Origin of the sequence: Limnovirga soli (assembly GCF_013106755.1) — a bacterium.
Lineage (GTDB): Bacteria > Bacteroidota > Bacteroidia > Chitinophagales > Chitinophagaceae > Limnovirga > Limnovirga soli.
Genome location: NZ_WHPF01000002.1, coordinates 1 through 21,932, shown reverse-complemented (window position 1 = coordinate 21,932; position 21,932 = coordinate 1). Strand labels below are relative to the sequence as shown.

The 21,932-nt window shown below is 37.7% G+C and carries 17 protein-coding genes; 8 read left to right on the top strand and 9 right to left on the bottom strand.

All coding sequences use genetic code 11. The features are described from left to right. Positions 1–630, top strand: coding sequence for a response regulator (locus GD597_RS01945; RefSeq protein ID WP_171606127.1), 630 nt, complete (start codon positions 1–3; stop codon positions 628–630). A 247-nt stretch (positions 631–877) separates the two neighbouring features. On the opposite strand, the gene GD597_RS01940 is transcribed toward GD597_RS01945, so the two are convergent. The 4 genes from GD597_RS01940 to GD597_RS01925 all read right to left on the bottom strand — a co-directional run bounded on the left by GD597_RS01940 (position 878) and on the right by GD597_RS01925 (position 4,007). Continuing rightward, complete coding sequence (locus tag GD597_RS01940) at positions 878–1,615, bottom strand: glucosamine-6-phosphate deaminase (RefSeq protein ID WP_171606126.1); 738 nt, start codon at positions 1,613–1,615, stop codon at positions 878–880. 70 nt (positions 1,616–1,685) lie between these two features. Further along, a complete protein-coding gene (locus tag GD597_RS01935) occupies positions 1,686–2,471 on the bottom strand; it encodes a CHAD domain-containing protein (RefSeq protein WP_171606125.1) in 786 nt (261 codons plus the stop codon). Position 2,472: 1 nt separating this feature from the next. Continuing rightward, the gene (locus GD597_RS01930) at positions 2,473–3,360 is read right to left on the bottom strand and encodes an SDR family oxidoreductase (protein ID WP_171606124.1); all 888 of its coding nucleotides are present in this window, start codon (positions 3,358–3,360) and stop codon (positions 2,473–2,475) included. Positions 3,361–3,419: 59 nt separating this feature from the next. Further along, complete coding sequence (locus GD597_RS01925) at positions 3,420–4,007, bottom strand: IS1096 element passenger TnpR family protein (RefSeq protein ID WP_171606123.1); 588 nt, start codon at positions 4,005–4,007, stop codon at positions 3,420–3,422. Between the two features lie 467 nt (positions 4,008–4,474). Here GD597_RS01925 and GD597_RS01920 point away from each other — a divergent pair, with 467 nt between their 5' ends. The 3 genes from GD597_RS01920 to GD597_RS01910 all read left to right on the top strand — a co-directional run bounded on the left by GD597_RS01920 (position 4,475) and on the right by GD597_RS01910 (position 7,698). Continuing rightward, positions 4,475–5,803, top strand: a complete 1,329-nt coding sequence (locus tag GD597_RS01920; RefSeq protein WP_171606122.1) for an alpha/beta hydrolase family protein — start codon at positions 4,475–4,477, stop codon at positions 5,801–5,803. Between the two features lie 159 nt (positions 5,804–5,962). Beyond that, positions 5,963–7,168: a helix-turn-helix domain-containing protein gene (locus tag GD597_RS01915; protein ID WP_171606121.1), complete on the top strand. Its 1,206-nt coding sequence runs from the start codon at positions 5,963–5,965 to the stop codon at positions 7,166–7,168. A gap of 170 nt (positions 7,169–7,338) precedes the next feature. Continuing rightward, positions 7,339–7,698: a membrane lipoprotein lipid attachment site-containing protein gene (locus GD597_RS01910; RefSeq protein WP_171606120.1), complete on the top strand. Its 360-nt coding sequence runs from the start codon at positions 7,339–7,341 to the stop codon at positions 7,696–7,698. 181 nt (positions 7,699–7,879) lie between these two features. Here the strand turns inward: GD597_RS01910 and GD597_RS01905 are convergent, their stop codons facing one another. From GD597_RS01905 to GD597_RS01895, 3 genes are all read right to left on the bottom strand, one after another. Continuing rightward, complete coding sequence (locus GD597_RS01905; protein ID WP_171606119.1) at positions 7,880–10,339, bottom strand: TonB-dependent receptor; 2,460 nt, start codon at positions 10,337–10,339, stop codon at positions 7,880–7,882. A gap of 448 nt (positions 10,340–10,787) precedes the next feature. Continuing rightward, entirely contained in the window at positions 10,788–11,957 is a 1,170-nt protein-coding gene (locus GD597_RS01900) for a prolipoprotein diacylglyceryl transferase (RefSeq protein WP_171606118.1), read from the bottom strand. Between the two features lie 426 nt (positions 11,958–12,383). After that, positions 12,384–12,797: a BrxA/BrxB family bacilliredoxin gene (locus GD597_RS01895; RefSeq protein WP_171606117.1), complete on the bottom strand. Its 414-nt coding sequence runs from the start codon at positions 12,795–12,797 to the stop codon at positions 12,384–12,386. Positions 12,798–13,027: 230 nt separating this feature from the next. Between GD597_RS01895 and GD597_RS01890 the strand changes: the two genes are divergently transcribed. From GD597_RS01890 to GD597_RS01875, 4 genes are all read left to right on the top strand, one after another. After that, positions 13,028–13,444 carry an Hsp20/alpha crystallin family protein gene (locus GD597_RS01890; RefSeq protein WP_171606116.1) on the top strand — a complete coding sequence of 139 codons (417 nt, stop codon included), beginning with the start codon at positions 13,028–13,030 and terminating at the stop codon, positions 13,442–13,444. A 121-nt stretch (positions 13,445–13,565) separates the two neighbouring features. Then, positions 13,566–14,789 carry an MDR family MFS transporter gene (locus GD597_RS01885; protein ID WP_171606115.1) on the top strand — a complete coding sequence of 408 codons (1,224 nt, stop codon included), beginning with the start codon at positions 13,566–13,568 and terminating at the stop codon, positions 14,787–14,789. Between the two features lie 19 nt (positions 14,790–14,808). After that, positions 14,809–15,819, top strand: a complete 1,011-nt coding sequence (locus GD597_RS01880; protein ID WP_171606114.1) for a potassium channel family protein — start codon at positions 14,809–14,811, stop codon at positions 15,817–15,819. A 106-nt stretch (positions 15,820–15,925) separates the two neighbouring features. After that, entirely contained in the window at positions 15,926–16,879 is a 954-nt protein-coding gene (locus GD597_RS01875) for an ion channel (RefSeq protein ID WP_171606113.1), read from the top strand. Positions 16,880–16,893: 14 nt separating this feature from the next. On the opposite strand, the gene GD597_RS01870 is transcribed toward GD597_RS01875, so the two are convergent. Beyond that, positions 16,894–17,925, bottom strand: a complete 1,032-nt coding sequence (locus GD597_RS01870) for a PorP/SprF family type IX secretion system membrane protein (RefSeq protein WP_171606112.1) — start codon at positions 17,923–17,925, stop codon at positions 16,894–16,896. Positions 17,926–18,507: 582 nt separating this feature from the next. Further along, positions 18,508–21,932 (bottom strand): PKD domain-containing protein (locus GD597_RS01865; RefSeq protein ID WP_171606111.1); only part of this gene is annotated, 3,425 nt, incomplete at its 5' end.

Sequence of the window (21,932 nt, the reverse complement as noted above, 5' to 3'; positions counted from 1 at the left end):
ATGAATAAAACATCAGTTAATATATTGGTGGTTGACGACCACAGTATGGTAATAGAAGGAATGAAAGCCATTCTTTCTCATATTGCTAAAGTAACATTGGTGGCCACCGCCTGCAATGCTTTTGAAGCTATTGCAGCTTTAAGAAATCATCCCGTTGATGTTGCCTTTCTTGATATTAATATGCCTGATATAAGCGGTATAGAATTGTGTATAAAAATAAAAAAAGATTTTCCCGCTGTGCATGTGTTGGCGCTGAGCACATTTAAACAACGCAGTTATGTATCGCAAATGATTGCCAATGGTGCATCGGGATATTTATTAAAAAGTGCCGGTAAAGAAGAAATAGAAGAAGCAATACAAGCTGTCGTTGCCGGTAAAATGTTTTTTAGTATAGACATCAATAACACCTCCCCCGAACCACCGGCGGATGATGAGCCACCCACACTTACCCGCCGCGAAAAAGAAATATTGGAACTTATTGCAGAAGGCATGACCAATAACGAAATAGCAGAGAAAATATTTGTAAGTCCATATACTGTAGACACGCACCGCAAAAACCTCTTATCAAAATTTGAGGTAAATAATACCGCCATGCTCATTAAAAAAGCTGCGGGCTATCGCATGTTGTAAATAGTATTAAAACATTTTTTGTACCGGTCTATAAAATTACAATTAAGCTTTTCTTGCGTCGCACTCTTGTGCTGCAGCATTACTATGGAGCAAAACACCAAACAGCCAAGAAAAGAACCTTACGTTTAATGGCTGCGGGATTGAAGTGGAAAGCCCGCAACGAACGCAGTGAGTGAGGACTTGCAACGTAAAGCCCGTATTAAAGCTGCCATTTGTTTAATGCTGAAAGCCCCAAAAATACTTGTATTTATTTATGCGCTTTATGCAATAAAGAGGCTGCTTCTGCATCCAGATAAATAGTAAACCCGGGATGATTACGTAATAGGCTGGCAGGTACAGCAGTAGAAATTTCGCCTTCTAATACCTGCTTTACAATAGCCGCTTTTTTACTACCGCTAACCACCAGCGATACATATTTAGCTTCCATTAAATTGGCAATGCCCAGCGTTAGTCCTTGCGTTAATGTACGAGCCTCTTTAAAATATTTTTGCCCGGTTTGAGCTGTAAGTGGGTCAATATCTGCAATATGAGTACGTATATGGGCGGGTGTATGTGGCTCATTCATACCAATATGGCCATTTAATCCCAGGCCAATTATGGCCACCTGTATTTGCTGGTGTAACAACATAAAGGTTTCTATTCTATCACATTCCAAATCAGCATTGGGTTGCCGGCCATCAAAGAAACATAAACGGCCACCACTTACATGTAAGGGTTGAAAAAGCTGTTGCTCCAGGTGGTACCTGCAACTGCCTTCATCATTTTCATTCATGCCCATCCATTCGTCTAGACCAACAAAGTACCAATCGCTGGTATCTAAGCGGTTTTCTTTATACAAGCGAACAAATTCTTTGTAAATACCTGTGGGGGAATCGCCGGAGGCGGTGCATATTAATGGGTTTTCAATAAGGTTCATTTTACCAATAATATCGTTGGCGGCCAATACGGACAATTGATCGTAGGTATCTGCAATTACAATTTTCATGATAGCAAATTACAATAAAAAGAAAAATCTATTTGGATTGATTTTTTAAAAGAATATCACAAAAACCTGATTACTCATGCACCAATTGCCTGGCCAGCAATTCTTCCACCATTTTTTCCCTTTGTTTTAGTGTGCCGGTAAGTTTATCCCAGGCCAGGTTAAAGTCTTTTTGCACTTCTATGTCCTGAGACAGGTACACCTGTTTTTGGGAGAGTGAGTCCTTAATTATTTCCAAATCATGCCATAGACCAATGGTTTCCTGTAGTTTATGGAAATAAGAAAAATTGGAGTCTTCTTTTTCCTCATGGTGCTGTACCCAGTTGTAGGCGTATATTCTTTGCTTAATCAGCTTTCGCAGTTCGTGCCATTCCGTTTGGGGCAGGTTTTTACGGCAAAGCTTTTCTACACTGGCATTCAGACTTACAAAATATTGCTCTGCTAAAATTTCGTTGGTACTGTGCACGTAATTTGATACCGATTCTATCACTTCCTTACAATCACCCTTTAGCTGCTCGGTTTTTTTTCTAAACTCATCAATCATGTGCACCAGCTTTTCTCTGGGATAATAGATTTGTGTGATGGTATTATATTGATATTTCTGCAGCCAGGCATCCAAAATTTGTGCTTCACGCACATAACCTGCATCCTGAAAAATATTGCGTAAAAGGTTTGAAGGCTTTTTTAGTTTTTGTTTGGGGTAAATATTGTGCAGGAATTTGATAATGGCCCTTAGTTTCTTCATCTCCACCCTTAAGTCGTGCAGCGATACTTCATCGCCATTCAGCTCAAAATCGTGCAGGTGATTAAAAAGATTTTTAACTCTTAAAGCAAAATATTTTTCTAAAGGCGTTTGCATATTATGCTTGATTAAAGGTTAATTGTACACCTTCTTCAAAACTAACGGGATTGTAACCAAGAATATCCCTTGCTTTATCAATAAAAACCCCCGATTGCTTTGCCCGAATAACTGTTTCTTTAAATGTATCAGAGGTAACTTTTTCAATAAGTGCTGCATCCAGCCCTAAAACTTTTGCCACAGCCATGGCCATGTCATATGGAGAAACAATATCTTTTCCGGCCAAATGAAATACACCAGATGCCTTTTTGCGTATGATAGTTTCTATTCCCCTGCAAATATCTACTACAAAACCTGGGGTTCTTTGCTGATCGCTAACCACTTTTATGGGCTTTTGCTGCGCTAAATTGTTTTTTACCCAATGCAAAAAACTTGGTCGCATACCTTCCAATACCGGCCCATAGATAAACACGGGCCGAACAATGGTATACAATAAACCGCTTTCCTTTATTTTTTGTTCGGCCATTAGCTTGCTTTGGCCATAAAAATTTAGCGGGTTGGGCGTATCATCCTCTTTATGCGGGCCATTTTCGCCAAAAATAAAATCGGTGGAAGTAAAAATGAAATGGGTTTGAGTACCCGCACAGGCAGCCAACAGGTTTTCGGTAGCCGATACGTTTTGTAGTATACAGGCGGCTTTATCCTGTTCACATTCATCAGGCTTACTGTTAGCGGCGGTATGTATTATTACATCCGGTTGAATTTCATCTATTAGCTGGTTTACAGCCGATGCATCAGTAAGGTCAATAGTATAATAAGGAAAATCCTGAGTGGCAGGAATACGGTTTATGCCACGGCTACAGGCTATAACAGAAAAACCCTGCTGAGATAAATACAGCAGTAAGTGTACACCCAAAAAACCATTGGCACCTGTAACCAGTATTTTCATACCGCCAATTTAATAAGCAAATGGCAATATTGCAGAATTAATACAAAATTCACACATTGTTAATATTCACCGCCATCCTCAGATGATCCAAATTCATCTCCGCCATCTGTAGATTCCCCATCATCGCCTTCATCTGTATCTGACTCACCTTCTTCTTTAAAACCATCGGCACCTGCAACCAAATCGTATTTCTCCTCAATATCAGCAAATTTGCTACCCAATAAACTACGGGTACCATATTGCTGCGGGCCAATACCTTCGGTACGGGTGATGGCAGGATATGTAAGGCGACTGCTTTCTTCTTTACTTACATTTATCAGTTCTACCAGAAACACCCAATTTTTTACAAAATCGTATTGGTATATAAATTTTTGATTGGTATCGCGTATTTCGCTGCCAATGGTCACTTCCTGCATCAGTAAAGGCTCGGCTTTATAGGGTTTATCATATTTTTCAAGTGATATTTCCCTGCCACGCAGCCAATTATCGTTGCTACGGTAAAAAGTAGCCTGGTGCTTACTGTCAAATTCATAAGCTTTTAGTATGGCGCCATGCAAATCAGCAAAAGATTGGGTATGCTTAATTACCACATCCCTGTACACTGCATCATCCTCTTCCAGATATATTCTAAACTTTAAAACTGCCATTCATGTTTAATTTCAATGTATAAAACTGCAACAACTAATAAACAGTTGCTTTTGAACCGCTGCAATTTAACCAATGTTCAAATATTACTATTAAAAAATAATACAGTTAACCCTTGCCCTATACAAATATCACATTGCAGGCCAATGAAACCAGACCGCATTAATGTATAGTTATTGTAAGCAGCCATTTTGTAACCAGCTATTTTTTAATAATTGGGCTTTACTTGCCACGCTCGGTTCAGGGTTCCTCCTTTGTGGCGGCAGATTAATTTGGGTTTAAAACAACATTAGCTCCACAATGGCAGGAACGTACAAGAGTGCGACGCAAGCGGCGATGCCATAGGTATCAACAGCCGGGTAAATAAAACAAACACAGTCCTTTTAGGTGATTACCAAAAAACTATTGGCTGGATTTGGCGTTGTTAGCAGTTTATATATTAACTTTTGCCCTATTAAAATTCTGTCTTATGAAAACAGGTATTGTTAGCTGCAGTTTGTTGTTGTTTGGTTTTTTAGTGTTTCAATCTTGTAATTCGGGCAAGCAAATATTGCAAACTGCCGGTACAACATTTATCAACGGAGATGCATTACCCGATGCGCCGGAACTGGCAGCCAGAGGCGAGTACACCGTTGGTGTGCGCAATTTTGAATTGGTAAACAAAAATCAGGTAGACATTTTACACTCCAAAAACGGCGTAGACCCGCTATACGACCGCCATTTACAAGTAGAAGTTTGGTATCCGGCAAATGCAGCCGGCAAAAAAGAATTGGTTACCTATAATAGCACCTTAGGATTATGGAATGATACGGCACGCCCCTTAATACCATTTAGTTTTTTGGGAAGGGCTGTGCGTGATGCCGCACCTGTAGAAACCGCTGGCAAATTTCCTTTGGTAATTGTATCGCATGGGTATCCGGGTTCCAGGTTGCTTTTAACTTATTTAACGGAGAATTTGGCATCAAAAGGCTATATAGTGGTGGCCATTGACCATACTGAATCTACTTATACAGACAGGGCTGGTTTTCAAAGCACTTTACTAAACAGGGCAAAAGATATTTTATTTGTGCTGAATGAAATGGACAGCCTTAGCCAAGCCGGCACCAACCATTTTTTAGCTGGCATTACCGATGCCAAAAATACGGCATTGATTGGGTATTCAATGGGGGGTTATGGTGTTTTAAATGCAGCAGGCGCAGGCTATAGCGCCAAACTGGATTCCAGTTTTGGGGTAATGACGGGTGGCAGCAAAGCTATTGAAGTACGCACTACCAATAATGTAGCCTTTAACGCTTCTTATGATACTAGAATAAAAGCTGTAGTAGCATTTGCACCATGGGGTATGCAACGCGGTGTTTGGGATGCAGCAGGTTTACAAGGTTTGCATGTACCAATATTATTTATTGCGGGTAGTCAGGATGATGTATCTGGTTACGAAGAAGGCATTAAAGCTATTTATACAGGTGCCTTAAATGCAAACAGGTATTTGTTAACCTATATTAATGCAAGACATAATGTGGCACCCAATCCACCACCTGCAGCAGCTTTACAACCGGGCGTAAATTTTAATGAATACTATCATTATGCCGAGCCATCGTGGAACGAGCACAGGATTAACAATATTAACCAGCATTTTGTAACTGCATTTATTGGAGGCATTTTACAAAAAAAGGATTATGGCAAGTATTTGGATGTGCAGCCAAATTCAAACGAAAAAACCTGGACAGGGTTTAAGAACCGAAGCTCTACCGGATTGGAATTATTACATGCTTTGCCCAAATTATTTATATCAGAATAAATAATACGGTCATATTCAAAGCAGGATTTGAATATTGTATTAGGTAATTATTTGTTGATAACACACAGACAATTGAACCATGGCAAAACAATGAGCACTAAACTGTGTTAATTAAAAAAATGATTACAAAAGTGCTTAAAATCAGGGGTTAACTAGTTTATGCTGGAGTGGGATATACGTTCTGTGGTTTTATCAATAGCTGCTTTACAGGCAATAATCATTAGTACATTACTATTGATAAGAAACTATAAAGAAAAGCGGATTTCAGACAAATTTCTGGTGCTCTTTTTACTGGCAATTTCGGCTACAATGAGTGAGCATATTGCCGGATGGCTTGGTTTATATGAAGGCCAGCGACTTACATTTTTTCCGTTTGGTGATACATTTTTATTTGCGCCGCTTGCTTACTTGTATGTAAAAAGTATAACTAATAATGCTTTTAAATGGACAACAGCGGAATGGATTCATTTCATACCTGGCATTATTTATTTTGGTGTTCATTTTATTGTGTGGGCCTATCCGGTAGAAGAAAAATTAAGGATTATCAATCAACTAGGTGAGTATAAATGGTTTACTATTGAAGGATATTGCAATGCCGCCTTTTTTACATATTACCTCTATAAAATAATTAACCATTACACTGCCTACCTAAAATGGTTACCTAACGAATTTTCCAATATTGACAAATTACATTTAAACTGGATCAGGAACTTTATTGTACTACTGGGTTTATACTATGTTGTTTTTATTGGGTTTAGTATTCTTAGTTTAATTGTGTGGTATAATTATGATATTGGTTTTTGGCAATATTTCGTTTTAGCCATTATTATTTATTATACCAGTATAACCGGCTATTCTTACACCAGGCAATACAATATTGCTTTTCAATTGCACAAGGAGAATGAAGTTTTCTTAACACAGGAAAAAAATAATCCAGATACTTTGTATTTACCCGAAGAAAAAACAATAAATAATAGTGCAACGGATCAAAATAAACCTCAAGTTATTTCCACATCAGATGAAGCATTACTGGAGCCTGTTAAAGTTTTATTATTAGAACATCTCTTAACCCAAAAGCCCTATCTGGATGCGGAACTTAGTTTAAGTGAGCTGGCAAATCAGTTAAATAAACCTGCTTACATTATTACACAGGTAATTAATTTAAAGTTGGGTAAGAACTTCAATGACCTGATTAATGGCTATAGGGTAAATGCAGTAATAGAAAAGCTGAAAAACAACGAACAGAAAGCCCAGACATTATTGGCAATTGCTTATGATTGTGGCTTTAACAGCAAAGCAACTTTTAACAGGGCATTTAAAAAGGCTACGAATATTAGTCCCAAAGAATTCATTAAAACAATTTGAAAGGTTATTATAAACTGAATTTTGTTTTTTGAGCCGGTTACTATTTAATTGAGTCCAACTTAGATTGTCTCAAATTTCAATTGAGGCTTTTATAAACCAAGCCAGACCGAAATTCGCTTCATCAATTCACCAAAAACAGGAACAAATTGTTTCTTAAAATGAAAAAAATTATGAAAAAGATGATTGCGGTTATTACAACTATTTTTGCACTTAGCGGATGTAGCCTTTTTTCCAGTTTAACTTCTAACACCATAATTAGCCCTAATAACAGTTTTGTATTAGGTAATAATGAACATGGTTCGTTTAAAGTGAAACTCAAAAACGTATCTGCAAATGACCTGGAAGTGTATGAAGCGCCTATTGATGGGGGTAAACATTCCGGTCAAACAGTAAAACCTGGCGAAACGGTTACCGTAAGTGTTGACAGAAATACTGCATTGGTAATTAATAATTCGAATAAGGATACCGCATCGGTAGACCTGAAAGTAACCGGAGATGTTGGTTTAAGTATGGGCTATAAAAACCAATAGTATGGTTTACAATTGGGATTATTAATACCACAAAATGTTTTTTATGCTGCCACTTAGTCGAACGCACAAGTGAGTGACACAAGAAAAGCCTGATAGCATTTCTACAGCTGGCAAACACATAATTACTATAAAACAAAAACAGCCTGCAATTTGCAAGCTGTTTTTTATTGTTGGTGTTGTATTAATTTCTGCCGGCTTTGATACGGTTTTGCTCGTCTTCAGCACTACTTTGGCGGCGTTGTTGTTGTATGGCTTTACCCTTGCTAAAGCGATAACTAAAGCTAAGATTTACCACCCGGTTGTCCCACTCGTTGTGAATAGTTACATCTATATTCTGGTATTTGCTGTAGCCATTGAACTGCTGAATATCCAGAAAGTCTCTCACATTTAATTTGATGGTGCCCTTGCTTTTTAAAACAGATTTTGATATCCCCATATTTACCACACCCATTGGCTTGGATATTACGGTACCTTCTACCATTTTACTGCGGTAAAACCCACTTAACTCCATGCCCCATCCTTTGTTAAATTTAAACTGGTTAGAGATGTTGGTAGTAAAACCATAACCATCTACTTTAATATTACCATTGTTTACATACCCTTCAAAAGCATTGTGGTTAGCTTGTGCGTAGATATTGGTTGTCCACCATTTGGTAACCGGGAAACCAGCATTTACACTAAGGGTAAAACTTTCTTGTTTTGCGATATTACTTTGTCTTACAAATGTGGTAAAAGTGCTGTCGTTTTGTTCTAATACCTGTTGAATAATATCGTTTATATTGTTATAGGCCAATGTAGTTGTTAAGAAACCTTTATATGTATGCGATATTTCAATATTATGGCTAAACTGCGGACTTAAATAGGGATTACCTACCTGGTAAGTGTATTTATCCAGAAAATAATAGAAAGGGTTTAAATCGCCGTAATCTGGTCTTTCTATTCTTCTGCCATAACTTAATGCAAACTGATTTTTATCGCTTAAAGTATAGCCCAGATAAGCGGTAGGGAAAAGCTGTGTGTATTCTCTTTTAAATGTTTCGCCAGTGGTTAACTGGTTACCGGTAGCATTTGTATTTTCTACGCGCAAGCCAGCCTGGGCACTCCATTTTTTATTAAGCTGCTTACTAAAATTGGTATACCCGGCATTGATATTTTCTTTATACACAAAATGATTGGAGCGACCTTCATCTACCACCCATTGGCCATTTACCAGATTATCATATTGGGCATTGTTATCGGTTTTTACAAAACTGGTTTTAACGCCTGCTTCAAATTTTATTTGCCCTTTTAAGGTTTTTAAGAAGTCAAATTTGCCGCTATAAATATTTATTGCACCTGGTAAATTACCACGCAAGGTTTCATCTGGCTGTACTTTGCCACCAGCTTCGTTAAAGAAATAGTTGTTGAATAACTGGTTGCTGCTGGAATTATAATGAATATAATCAAGATCGCCGGTTAACTCTGTGCCCAAGGTATCAAACACATGACGCATATTAAAGTTGGTGCCATAATTTTTCCACTCATCGTTAGAAGCACTTTTACTAAGTGTTACAGATTGTAATTGATTGGCAGCATTGGTAATATTAGTGATGTTGGTGCTATTAAAATCGCTTGGACTTAGCGCTCCATTCACTACTACACCCAATGTGGTGTTTTTGCTTACAAAATAATCTGCACCCATTTTATAATTGTGCGACTGGCTTTCGGGGCTCATATCGGTACGCTGGGTAAATACAGATGATAATGCACCTGTTTGCTGATCTCTGAAATTGCGGGTTAACTCCAACTGCTGTGCACCCTTATTGTACGAATAGCTATAGTTACCAAATAGATTTACTTTACCCGAACGGTAATTAAGGTTAACACTTTCATTTGCTTTTGGATGAATACCCATGCCGCCACCAATATTAACACTGCCGTTAAAGCCCTTGGTTTTGGTTTTCTTTGTTTTGATATTAATGATACCTGAATTACCGGCTGCATCATATTTTGCAGGCGGATTGGTCATTATTTCTATTTGATCTAAATTGGCACTTGGTGTGTTTTTAAGAAAATTTGCCAGATCAGCTGCACTTAAATAGGTGGGTTTACCATCCATTAAAATCAATACACCTTGTTTGCCTTTGAGACTAACATTACCATCTTTATCTACAGTTACGCCGGGGGCTTTTTCCAACACTTCCAATGCCGTTAAACCAACATTGGTAACAGATGCTTCTACATTAAGTATGGTACGGTCTAACTTTTGTTCTATAAATGGTTTTTTACTTACTACAATTACACCGCTAAGTTGCTGCGCAGCCATTTCCAGTGAAATAGGTTTAACCTGATAGCCAGGATTGGCTTGGGATAACTCAAATATTTCACTATAATATTTTTTAAAGCCTACTAATTCAACGGCAATCAGAAAACTACCATTCTCTGGTTGATCAAGTAAAAAACTACCTTCTTTGGAAGTAATACCAGATTTAATGAAAGAGGAATCTTTTGCCTTAAGCAACATAACGGTTGCCGACTCCACAGCTTTTTGTGAGGCAAATACGCTTCCGCTGATATTTGACCCAACCACATTTTGGGCAAATGAATTTAATGATATAGCTGCCAGGCCCATGGCAGTAAAAAGGGATAAAACTTGTTTCATAATCAGTTATTTATAATTTTAGTACTGTTGTTTTAATATTACAGAACAAAAATAGGTACTATGCTATGCAAAGTATACTAGTATAACATAGATGGAGGCTATAACTGATAAGTGGTAAATCTTTATGATGAAAAACAATAATACTTGTTTACAAAGAATTGTTGAGGAAGTAGTAGGATTAAAAACAAACAAGAATTCGCTAGGATAAAATACTTAGTGTATTGATTATCAATGAATAATAGATAATTATTACTAATCTTTTTTTTCGAGGTGATAAATGCCAGTAAAAAATGGCAGGCAGTAACTGATACCCCCTAATGGTATAGAAGGCAAAAAAGCAACACATTAATGCTGCTGTATTGCTATTGCTTAATAGAATTAGTACCGCACAAGAGTGCGACGCAAGTAAATTTGCTGCTTATTGTATAGCCGGGCTCATAAATTATACTTAGCCAGCAGCAGGTTTTTGCTTTGATGCATAGATTTTTGGAGCGTAGATATACAAAACAACCCCTGCAATTACCAGTAGACTGGAAATTAACTCAGCCTGTGTGGGATGGAAACCAAAAATATCATACTCCGTATTTACCCTGATTTTCTCTATAAAAAAGCGTTCAATGCCATTTAAAATAAGGTAAACGGCAAACAACCTGCCGGTTGTAGTAAAACGCTTTCTTACCGACCAAAGTAATAGAAAGAGTATAAAACAGATGATGATTTCATACAAAGGTGTTGGATACACCGGTGCGGGAAGATGATTACAATAATCGCCCCAATCGCAATTCATCATAGGAACACCTTCGCTGTTAACGTTATGCGGATAATCGTACGACCATAAAATATCCGGCAACCAGCTGTATGGGTTTACATGCGGATTATAAATACCCCAGTCGCCGTCACCGGCTACCTGGCAACCAATACGGCCCATGGAATAAGACAATAATAACACGGGAGCAGTTGTATCAGCCACACGAATAAAGCTGATATTATTCTTATGGAAATAATACCATAGTGCAAGTATTGCTACAATTAAACCACCATAAAATGTTAACCCGCTTGGCGATAAAAGATTACCTATGGGATCTTTTATAAACCTGTCCCAGTTTTCCAGGTTATCAAATATTTTAGCGCCCACAAAACCACCGGCAGCAGATATTATGGTTATATCTCCTACCCTGTCGCTTGGCCAGATGCGCAGTGTTCTTGTTTCTGGTTTAGCCAGCTTTTCTTTATTTTTTTCCCACCATTTTAACCCCGCAAAAAAAAGAGCCAGCAAAATACCGGCACCCCAATTGCCCTCTTTAGAAAATATAAATGCCTGTGGGTTTTCTAATGCACCCTCTGTAATAAATACACCAATAATTTTAAAACCAAGTGTAAAACCTAAAAAAGCATTTACCAACAAATCGGCCATACTTGCCGGTTTACCAATGGTAATAGTTGTTTCGTTAAAAGTAAATACACCTAGTTTTTCCCGTCTTTTTAATTCTTTACCCAGCAGCCATGCAGAAACCAGAAAAGCAATTGCTACAAAAAAGCCAAAAGAATTTACCACTTTTAAAAAAGGTAAATCAACATTAAACAGGTCTTTAAATATGTAGTATAAATTTGGATACATGGGCTGTATAAATTTGAAGTTTGCAATGATAAACAAAAGAAACCGATGTTACAATTTGCGAATCATAAATTTGAATCAATATTGAAATTGAGAATACAGGCTATGTACCCGGCTGTAGTTGAAGCAGCAACCTTACTTGCGTCGCACACTTGTACGGCAGGATGATGACTCTGCATTTAACTAATCCATAATTACCTGTCAGGTTGTAGAGGTACCAGTATTTTCCAATTCGCGTAAATGCTGCCACAAGGCAGGAACCCTGAACCGAGCGTGGCAAGTAAAGCCTCATAAAAAAACAATAGCCGGTAACATAAAAAAAACAAATTTGGGAAAGCATATAAAAAAACAAACCCCCTTAAGACTAAGGAGGTTTTTATTTACTAACCCATCCATGAACAACTGCTTGCGCATGGTTTCGTTTAACTGCTAACAATAGGTTTCGAAAGCAGTAATAAGATTTCTTGCAATAACCTGTGCCGGCCTACCTTCAATTTGATGACGCTCTACCATATGCACCAATGCACCATCCTTAAATAAAGCAATAGCAGGTGATGAAGGAGGATAAGGCAACAAATGTTCTCTTATCATTTTTATTGCATCAACATCAAAGCCTGCAAAACTGGTGGTTAACCTGTCGGGCCTTTTTGTTGTATTGTTTACAGCCATAACTACACCAGGTCTTGCACTACCTGCGGCACATCCACATACTGAATTTACCATTACCAATGTGGTTCCTTCACTTTTCAAAGTACTAATAACCTCATCAGGCGTTAACAACTCTTCAAAACCGTTGTCAGTAAGTTCCGCCTTCATGGGTATCACAATCTCTTCTGGATACATCTTTTTCCTCCGTTTTTGAAATGAACTACAAATTTATAGGAAAAGTTGTAATGGAGAAAAAAAGGATACAAATCAGCCATCTTGTCACTAATGCACAAGCAAATAAGCCATAATGACCGCATTCATGACTGTAGATTGCCAAAAAAGTACCTAAAAACCCATTTATGGGCAATGGTATAGCATTTGAAAAGGTTGTATAAGTAAAATTTAAAACACAAAAATTTAATAGTATGACACTTACAAAACACAATTACCGCCATTTCAACAACCTGTTCGACGAATTATTAACCAGAACAGCATTTAGCAACGAAACCGGATTAACCAATCCGCCGGTAAATATTCATGAAACAAATGAAGCCTATCATTTAGAAGTGGTGGCACCCGGATTAAACAAAGAAGACATTAAAGTAAACTTTGTAAAAGGAATCCTCACCATTAGTTACGAGAAAAAACAAACAGAAGAACAAAAGGATTACAAAACACATCGCAGAGAATTTGCATTCAAAAGTTTTGCCCGCAGCTTTACTGTTGATGACAAAGTAAATGCGGAGAACATTCAGGCAAAATACAACAATGGCATTTTACATTTATTGCTTCCTAAAAAAGAAGAAGTAAAAACTGCGCCTAAAGAAATTACCATTTTATAAGTAGTACCGTTGATCGTTGGTTTTTGGTTGTAAAAGGCTGTTCTGCAAAGAGCAGCCTTTTTGCATTACTATATTTCTGTATAAACTTTACTTACAGATTGGTTTATTTTGCATACCAATTATGCTGCAGGCTACCATACAACAATACAAAAATGCTTATAGTGGATTAACACCAAAAACATGGTATTTATCACTGGTAATGCTTATTAACCGAAGCGGCACCATGGTAGTGCCTTTTATGACCATTTATTGTACACAATCCTTAGGATTTAGCATAACTCAGGCTGGGATTATTATGGGTTTGTTTGGCTTGGGTGCCATTGTTGGCGCCTATGCCGGTGGAATTATTACTGATAAATTTGGCTTCTACCCTTTGCAGGTAGGTGCATTACTAAGTGGCGGCGCCATGTTTATTATAACAGGTTATTTACAAAGCTTTTATTCCCTGGCCATTGGTACATTTATATTAAGCCTTTGCAATGAATCTTTCAGACCCGCTAATGCAACAGCGATTGCCTATTATTGCAACCTCAGCAACAGAACAAGATCTTACTCTTTAAACCGGTTGGCCATCAACCTGGGTTGGGCAGTAGGTGGTGCCATTGGCGGATTTCTTGCCTCCATCAATTACCATTTATTATTTTGGGTTGATGGCTGCACTAATATTGCAGCAGCATTGTTACTGGTACGTTTATTACCTTATGTAAAATCTGGTTCAAAACATAGTACTCAAAAGCACAACATGGTGAAGCAATCTGCCTATAAAGACAAAATATACCTTGCCTTTATTGCACTAACCGTTTTATTTGCCGCCTGCTTTTTCCAGTTATTCACCATTTTACCGGTAATGTACAAAACACAATGGCATTTAAGTGAGCAATTCATTGGGTTATTAATGGCTTTAAACGGGTTAATCATTGTAGCCATAGAAATGGTGCTGGTATTTACATTGGAAGGCAAAAAACCCTTAACCACTTATATAAGAACAGGTGTCTTATTAATTGGCGCCGGCTATGCCTTACTAAATATTTTTCCTATAAGCGGTTGGGCCGCCATTGCCTGCATCAGCATCATGACCATTGGAGAAATATTATCTATGCCCTTTATGAATTCATTCTGGATAAAACGCACTACCGAATCCAATCGTGGCCAATATGCTGCTATGTATACCATCGCCTGGAGCATTGCACAAATAACCGGTCCCACAGGTGGCAGCTTTATTGCAGACAAATACAGTTTCACTACATTATGCTGGGTATTAGCTGTAATTTGTTTAATAACAAGTGCAGGCTTTTTCTTGCTGGGCACACAAATAAACCGCAACGAAAATAAAATTGCAGCGTAATTTTACATAAAGATTTTACTTGAAAAATACTTTTAAACTTATACGCTGGCTTGCTGTAATCTGTCTTATCATATGTTGTGGTACGGCCGGGTTTATGTTAATAGAGCATTATAATTTTCTTAATGCTTTATACATGACCATTATTACCGTAACTACCATCGGCTATACCGAGGTACATCCTCTAAGCGATGATGGCAAAATCTTCAATATCATCCTTATCATTTTATCGTTTTCTACTTTTACCTATGCCCTGGCAAAGCTTACCCAATTATTTGCCAGTGGTGAATTACAAAAATATTTTAAAACCCGTCAACTCATGCAGGCCATCAACAAACTCAACAACCATGTAATTATATGTGGATTTGGCAGAAACGGACAACAAGCTGCGCATACTTTAAAAGCCCATAAACAAAACTTTGTAGTAATAGAAAACAGCCTTCACAATATCAATACCTGGCTGGCCGAAGATGCAAACCTTAATTATGTACATGCCGATGCTACTGAAGATGAAGCACTCATAAAAGCAGGTATCGAAAGGGCAAAAGCGCTTATCATTACATTACCGGCCGATGCAGATAATGTGTTTATTGTTTTGTCTGCCCGCTCTTTAAACGAACACCTTCAAATCATCAGCAGGGCTTCCAGCCCCGGCTCTATGATTAAACTAAAAAAAGCTGGCGCCAACAGTATTATTATGCCCGATAAAATTGGCGGCAAACATATGGCTACCCTTGTTTCCAAACCAGATGTAGTAGAGTTTATCGACTTTCTCTCAGGCGAAGAAGGCGAAAGTATTAATATAGAAGCCATAGCTTACGAAATGATGCCTGAAGACCTGCGTAATAAAACACTTAAAGAAATAATGGACTGGAAAAAAACCGGCGTAAACTGTATTGGCGTTAAAAATACCGATGGCAAATTCCTCATCAATCCACCAAAAGATACCCTTATTACCCAGGGTATGAAAGTAATAGTGCTAGGTACCCAGCAACAAATTATCAATATGAAATTAAATGTAGATCAGGCATAAATTTCAGTAATTTTTTAACCAGCTGCCAATTAAGGCAGCATCGTTCCTTGTGTCACTCACTTGTACGCCATATCTTTATGCAGCAAACAAAACAACTCATTTGTAAATGGCATTATTAAAACGCATCAATCCATTTTTAAAAAGCAATAACGATACAGGTTTTAGTACCAGCACCTCAATAGTGGGAGGCCGTTTTATAAATAAAGATGGCAGTTTCAATGTTAGAAAAGATGGCATACCTTTTTGGAAACGCATTAGTATTTATCATACCATGCTAAACATGCCACGCTGGAAATTCATTACTGTTGTTGTAGTATTCTTTCATTTAATCAATCTTTTATATACCAGTATATATTTATTAATTGGCCCACAGCAATTTACAGGCATGATTTCCGGAACAGAACTACAGGTATTTAAAGAGTTGTATTTTTTTAGTACAGAAACATTTACCACCGTAGGTTATGGCCGTGTTAATCCGGTTGGTGATGCAGCCAATCTGGTAGCATCTATTGAAGCTATGACAGGCTTTTTATCTTTTGCCATAGCAACCGGTTTAATTTATGGAAGATTTTCAAAACCCAAAGCCTATCTTCTATTTAGCGAACATGCACTTATCAGCCCTTATCAGGAAAAAACCGCACTTATGCTAAGGCTGGCACCTTATAAAGATGACCATACTCTTACCTCTGTAGAAGTTACTGTAAACATTGGTATGCAGGTACAGGAAAATGAAAAACCGGTATATAAATTTTACACCTTACCATTGGAAAGAAAACATGTAGATAGTTTGCCCATGAGCTGGACAGTGGTACATCCCATTGATGAACATAGCCCATTATATGAATTAAGTGTAGATGATATTAAATTGGCCGACCTGGAAATATATGTTTCCATAAGGGGTTTCGACGATGTGTACTCCAATATCGTTTTACAAAGAACCTCTTACACCTATGAGGAAATTATTTATAATGCCAAATTCACCATCATGTCAAAAGAAAGCGAGGATGGCAATACCACCATACTGGAATTGGATAAATTAAATGAGTATAGAAAATTATAAGAAATAAACCAGCATTAGAATTTTACACATTTCACCTGGTCTAAAGTAGAATTACGCACTTTAAGAAACCCTTTATAGGAAGCGGTAATTTCTACGCCGCCCCTGGAGTTGGACACGGCTTTTAATTTAGAATAGTTTACATCATAGCTAACCCCAACACTCATGTGTTGAAAATCCAATTTTACCACAGGTATTATGGCATCATTCCAACGTACAAAACTACCAATATAAAAAGTTACAGGCTCTTCATCTGTATAATATTCAGTTACATCAAAGCCATACATTAAACCACCCAGAATTTGCCTGTTGCCATTCTGTGTAAAATAATCGGCAAAAGCTATAATTCTGTTGGTATAGGAAACGGGGGCATTAATACCTACATTAAAAGAATATTTGGGTTGTATAAAACTGGCATCATCACTAATTACAGATTTTATTTTTGGCTTTGCAAAATGCGACATGGAAGCAGCCACATAAAAATGGCCTTCCTGCCCAACAGCAGCACTATAACATAAACCCGCCGTCATATCCCAATAAGAATATCCGGCAGATTTTATTATTTGTGCGGTAGCATTGGTGGCATTGTATTCCCCACCCTGAAACTGATCTCCAAAAGAAAGGGCAGCCGCATTAAATGCAGATTTTACAGGCCCACCCATAAAAGCTGCTGATAAATAAGAATTGTTATAACCACCTAATGATTTATGAAAATTAATCGCTGGCAAAATTTGTGTGCGTTTTAAACTAATATCGCCGGCATCGTCTACCATCATCTGCGATCCAAATGTTACATCATCATAATCATTCACAGGAATTTTATATTCAATGCTAAGCGCAGTAGTTCTAAAGGGCGTGGTAACACTGGCCCATTGGTTTCTGTAGGCAGATGAAACCCTAACATCGCCTGTAAACACACCTGCCAATGCGGGGTTGCGTTGCAGTGGCTGTTCGTAAAACTGAGAAAAAGTAAGGTCTTGTGTATTGCCCCATAAAAAAGACACTACACCTGCCAAAAGCAGCAGTAACCGTGTAAATATCTTTTTCATAAAAAAAGTTTTAAAACATTCAAAACACATACACCTTACACCAATAAGGTATAAGGCACATCTCCGTGTATTTGAAGTTTGGGTTAGGGGGTTATAAAAAAGATTTCAACCAAATGCATAAAACCAACGCATCAGATGTAAACAGCGGCAATACTTACTTCAGTATTTAAAGGTTTAGGTCTTAGGTTGATTTTACCGGATTTTTCTATGCTCTCCAACACGCATCCCATTTAAGCGGGATATCAAACACACCAGTTCACAATGTAAAATTGCTTAAACCAATTAACAAGCTATGTAGAATGCAATTACTAATGCATGTAGTTGATTTACTACAATACATACAAAAGAAAAATAATTGGCAGTGAAATAGATTTTTTGGGCCAGGCAGAGGTACAAAAATGAAGCTTTACTTGCGTCGCACACTTGTGCAACAGAATAGCCATCGGCTGTTGGCTAATAGCTAATGGTTAACAGCTAAAAGCCCATTCCTGTTCAGAAAGTGCAAGAGTGCGACGCAAGTAAAGACAAATAGATAATCTGTTGTTTGGTCAACAAAATACCCTGCCTACACAAAAGGAGTAATTATTTAATAACTGCTGAATTGCCTTTAAATACGGAGAGTGAGCCATTGTAACAGTACACTTCGCAAACCCAAACAAATACTTCTGGTGGTGCCGGTTTACCGCGTACGGTGCCATCCCAACCATAGGCAGGATCGCCGGGTGAGAAATTGGTTTTCTCAAATACCAGTTCGCCCCAACGGTTAAATACCCTAAAGCTTTTTACAGATTGAATGCCCTTGCCCTGCACCATTAGTTTATCGTTTATTCCATCGCCATCGGGCGTAAATGCGTTGGGCAAAAATACAGATGCATTGGGGCAGAAAGTTTTTATACAAAGTGTATCGGCAACTACGCATCCATACACATCTGTTACGCTACATTTTATACAAACTTCTTTACCTGGCTTATAAGTTGGTGATGGGCAATTATAGCAACTCAAACCATCGGCACCACTCCAGCTCCAGCTAACTATTGGATTGGTAGTCACCGGTTTAAAAGTAAATATATTGCCGGCCTGCATAATAGTATCGCTACCAATTTGTAGTATACCAGGTTTACCTACTACCACTGTCATGGAAGCAGTATCGGCAAAGCAATTAAAATTATCGCGGCCAATTACAGTGTACGTAGTGGTAGCATCTGGTTTGGCAATTACCTGCGCAGCTGTACTGCTATTAAGTGAATTGGAGGGGAACCAGGAATAATTGGTTGCACCATTGGCAGATAATTTTATTTGAGTGCCAATACAAATAGAATCGCCTTTGGTAGCAGACATAACAAATGGCTGCACCACTTTTAAATTGGTGGTTTGTACCTGACTACAACCAAATTCATTATATCCAATTAGAGAGTAAGTAGTATTGCTTGTTGGACTAACTTTTATAAAGCTATCTTCTTTATTAATGATATTATTATCCTGGTCTTTCCAAATGTATTTCATGGCACCTTCGGCTTGAATAATAGCGCTGCTACCCAAACAAATATTGGCAGGGTTGGTAATTGCAATAACCGGTGCAGGATGTATGGCAATAAATTTATAGGCAGAATCTAAACATTTATTAACCGTAGATACCGTAAGCTGAATGGGATAAATACCTGCAGTAAAGGATTGGAATGCAGCAATAGAATCGGTAGAAATAGTACTATCATTCAGGTTCCACATCCTGGCAACAATTGAATCCATTGATTCTTCGTGAGATTCCAAATTAATAAGTGTTTGCTGGCAAGCTTCGGCCATTCCCTGGATATTAACTTTAGGATATTGGAATATTTTAACAGGTACTGCTACAGTATGCGTATCCACACAACCGGCAATACTTTGCGCCATAATAGTTACAGGATAAGTGCCCTCTTTTGTAAACGAAGTGGTTAGTTGTTGTTTATCCTGGTAAGCAATATCATTAATTTTCCAGTTAACATTTGTAAGGCCCAAATAAGACTTGCTTTTATCAGTAAATGTTAAATAAGTTATACCGCAATTAAAAAGCGCATCGTACTTAAAGTCTGCATGAACGGTATCAATTTTAATAGTATCGGAAGCAATTAATTTCACCACACAACCAAAGTTGCCATACAATTCAACCTTTGGAAGATAATAGCCTTCGGTATTATAGGTATGATACACGGTAGTGCCATTAGAAAGCAGTGTCTCACCATCGCCAAATGTCCATTTAACCGAATCTGTATTTGCAAATTGAATATTGAATTGAACAGCCGAACCTTTACAATACATACCGCCTTTATAATTGATATTACCGGTTGGTGCAATTGCAGTAACAATTGCGGTATCTACCAGTTTACATCCGCCGGCAGTTGTTGCAAGCATGCTTATCTGGTAAACACCATTTTGGGTAAATGTATAATTGGTTGAATCGCCGGTTGCCATGTATCCGTTACTAAAACGCCATAATGTTTGCACCACCGGCACGCTCCTGTTTACAAACGTAATTGTCTCTGGTAAGCAATGAATAATGGTATCAGGCAAATTCATTTTCCCTGGAATGGTGGAAATTATAGTTACTGGTTTTGTAATACTATCCATACAAAAGCCAATATCATTTTTAAGTATTGCCAAGAGCTGAACAGCATAATTGCCAGCATTATGATAGCTGTAAACCGGGTTTATTTGGGTAGAAGTTAATCCATCCCCAAAATTCCAGGTATAAGCAGTAGCCGTGTCGGTTAGATTTTGGAATTGCAAGGAATCTCCAATACAACCATTTAGCATATTGTATTTAAAGTTAGCTTTAGGTTTATCGTTGATATATACATTTCTATAAATAATTGTATCACTGCAAATGCCTGAGATGATTGCGGTAATAAGATACTTACCAGGATTGCTATAATTGTGTTGTATGGAATCAGCAGAAGATATCAATTGTTTTCCATCACCAAAGTCCCATTTAATTTGATTGGCCCCGGTAGTTTGATTAATAATTGTTGCTGTATAAGGTTTACCACATACAGCACTATCTTTTAATGCAATATTCACTTTAACACTATTAGGAAAAGTTTTAACCGGATTGATGAGAGAATCGATACCACACACATTTTCACCTGTTAGTTTTGAATTATAGACTCTTTCAAATCCCTGAGTATAGATATGATTAATTTCGTTAAAACTGGTAAAGGAGGTATCGGTTTCGTCACCAAAATTCAATGCATATTTGTTTACTAACCCTATTGATTTGTTTTGAAATACAACCATCATAGGAGAACAATTATTAAGCGGCACTACCGTATAGTTAATAAGTGCTTTACTCTTAACTGTAACTATTTTTTGGATACGAATTGTATCACATTCGTTAAAGGCTGTAAGTTGAATAGTATATGTGGTATCTAATCTGTTTACGCTACCGTTAAAAGAAACAGGATCGGGCTGAATCCTTGTTGATGTAGTACCATTTCCAAAATCCCAACTAAAGGAATAGTTATTAGCATCTGGAGTTAGGTTGCCTAAACTGATTTTTAATGGCGCACATCCAATTGTATCGCTTATTGAAAACGCTGGCATTGGTTTGTGATTCACATTCATCGTTTTCACAATACTGCTACTTACACATCCCCCATTACCAATAGCAATCAGTGTAACAATCAAGGAATCTACATTAGGCTGTATTTGATATTTAGGAAAATAGTATCCTTCATCAATCAATACACCATTCACTAGCCACAGATATGTCATTCCATTTTGTACAGGAGTTGCAAGCTTAACAAAAGAACTATCAATATAGGAGGATGCAGAATAACACACTACATTGTTTAATATGCTAAAGTCAACATTCGGGATTGCGTTTATAACAATTAATTTACTTACACTATCACTACAGCCTGATGCATTGATCACCGTATAACTGATGCGCACCGTGCCGGAACTGATGCCGGTTACCATACCTCCGCTGGTAATGGTGGCGATGCCGCTATTATTACTTAACCAGCTGCCGC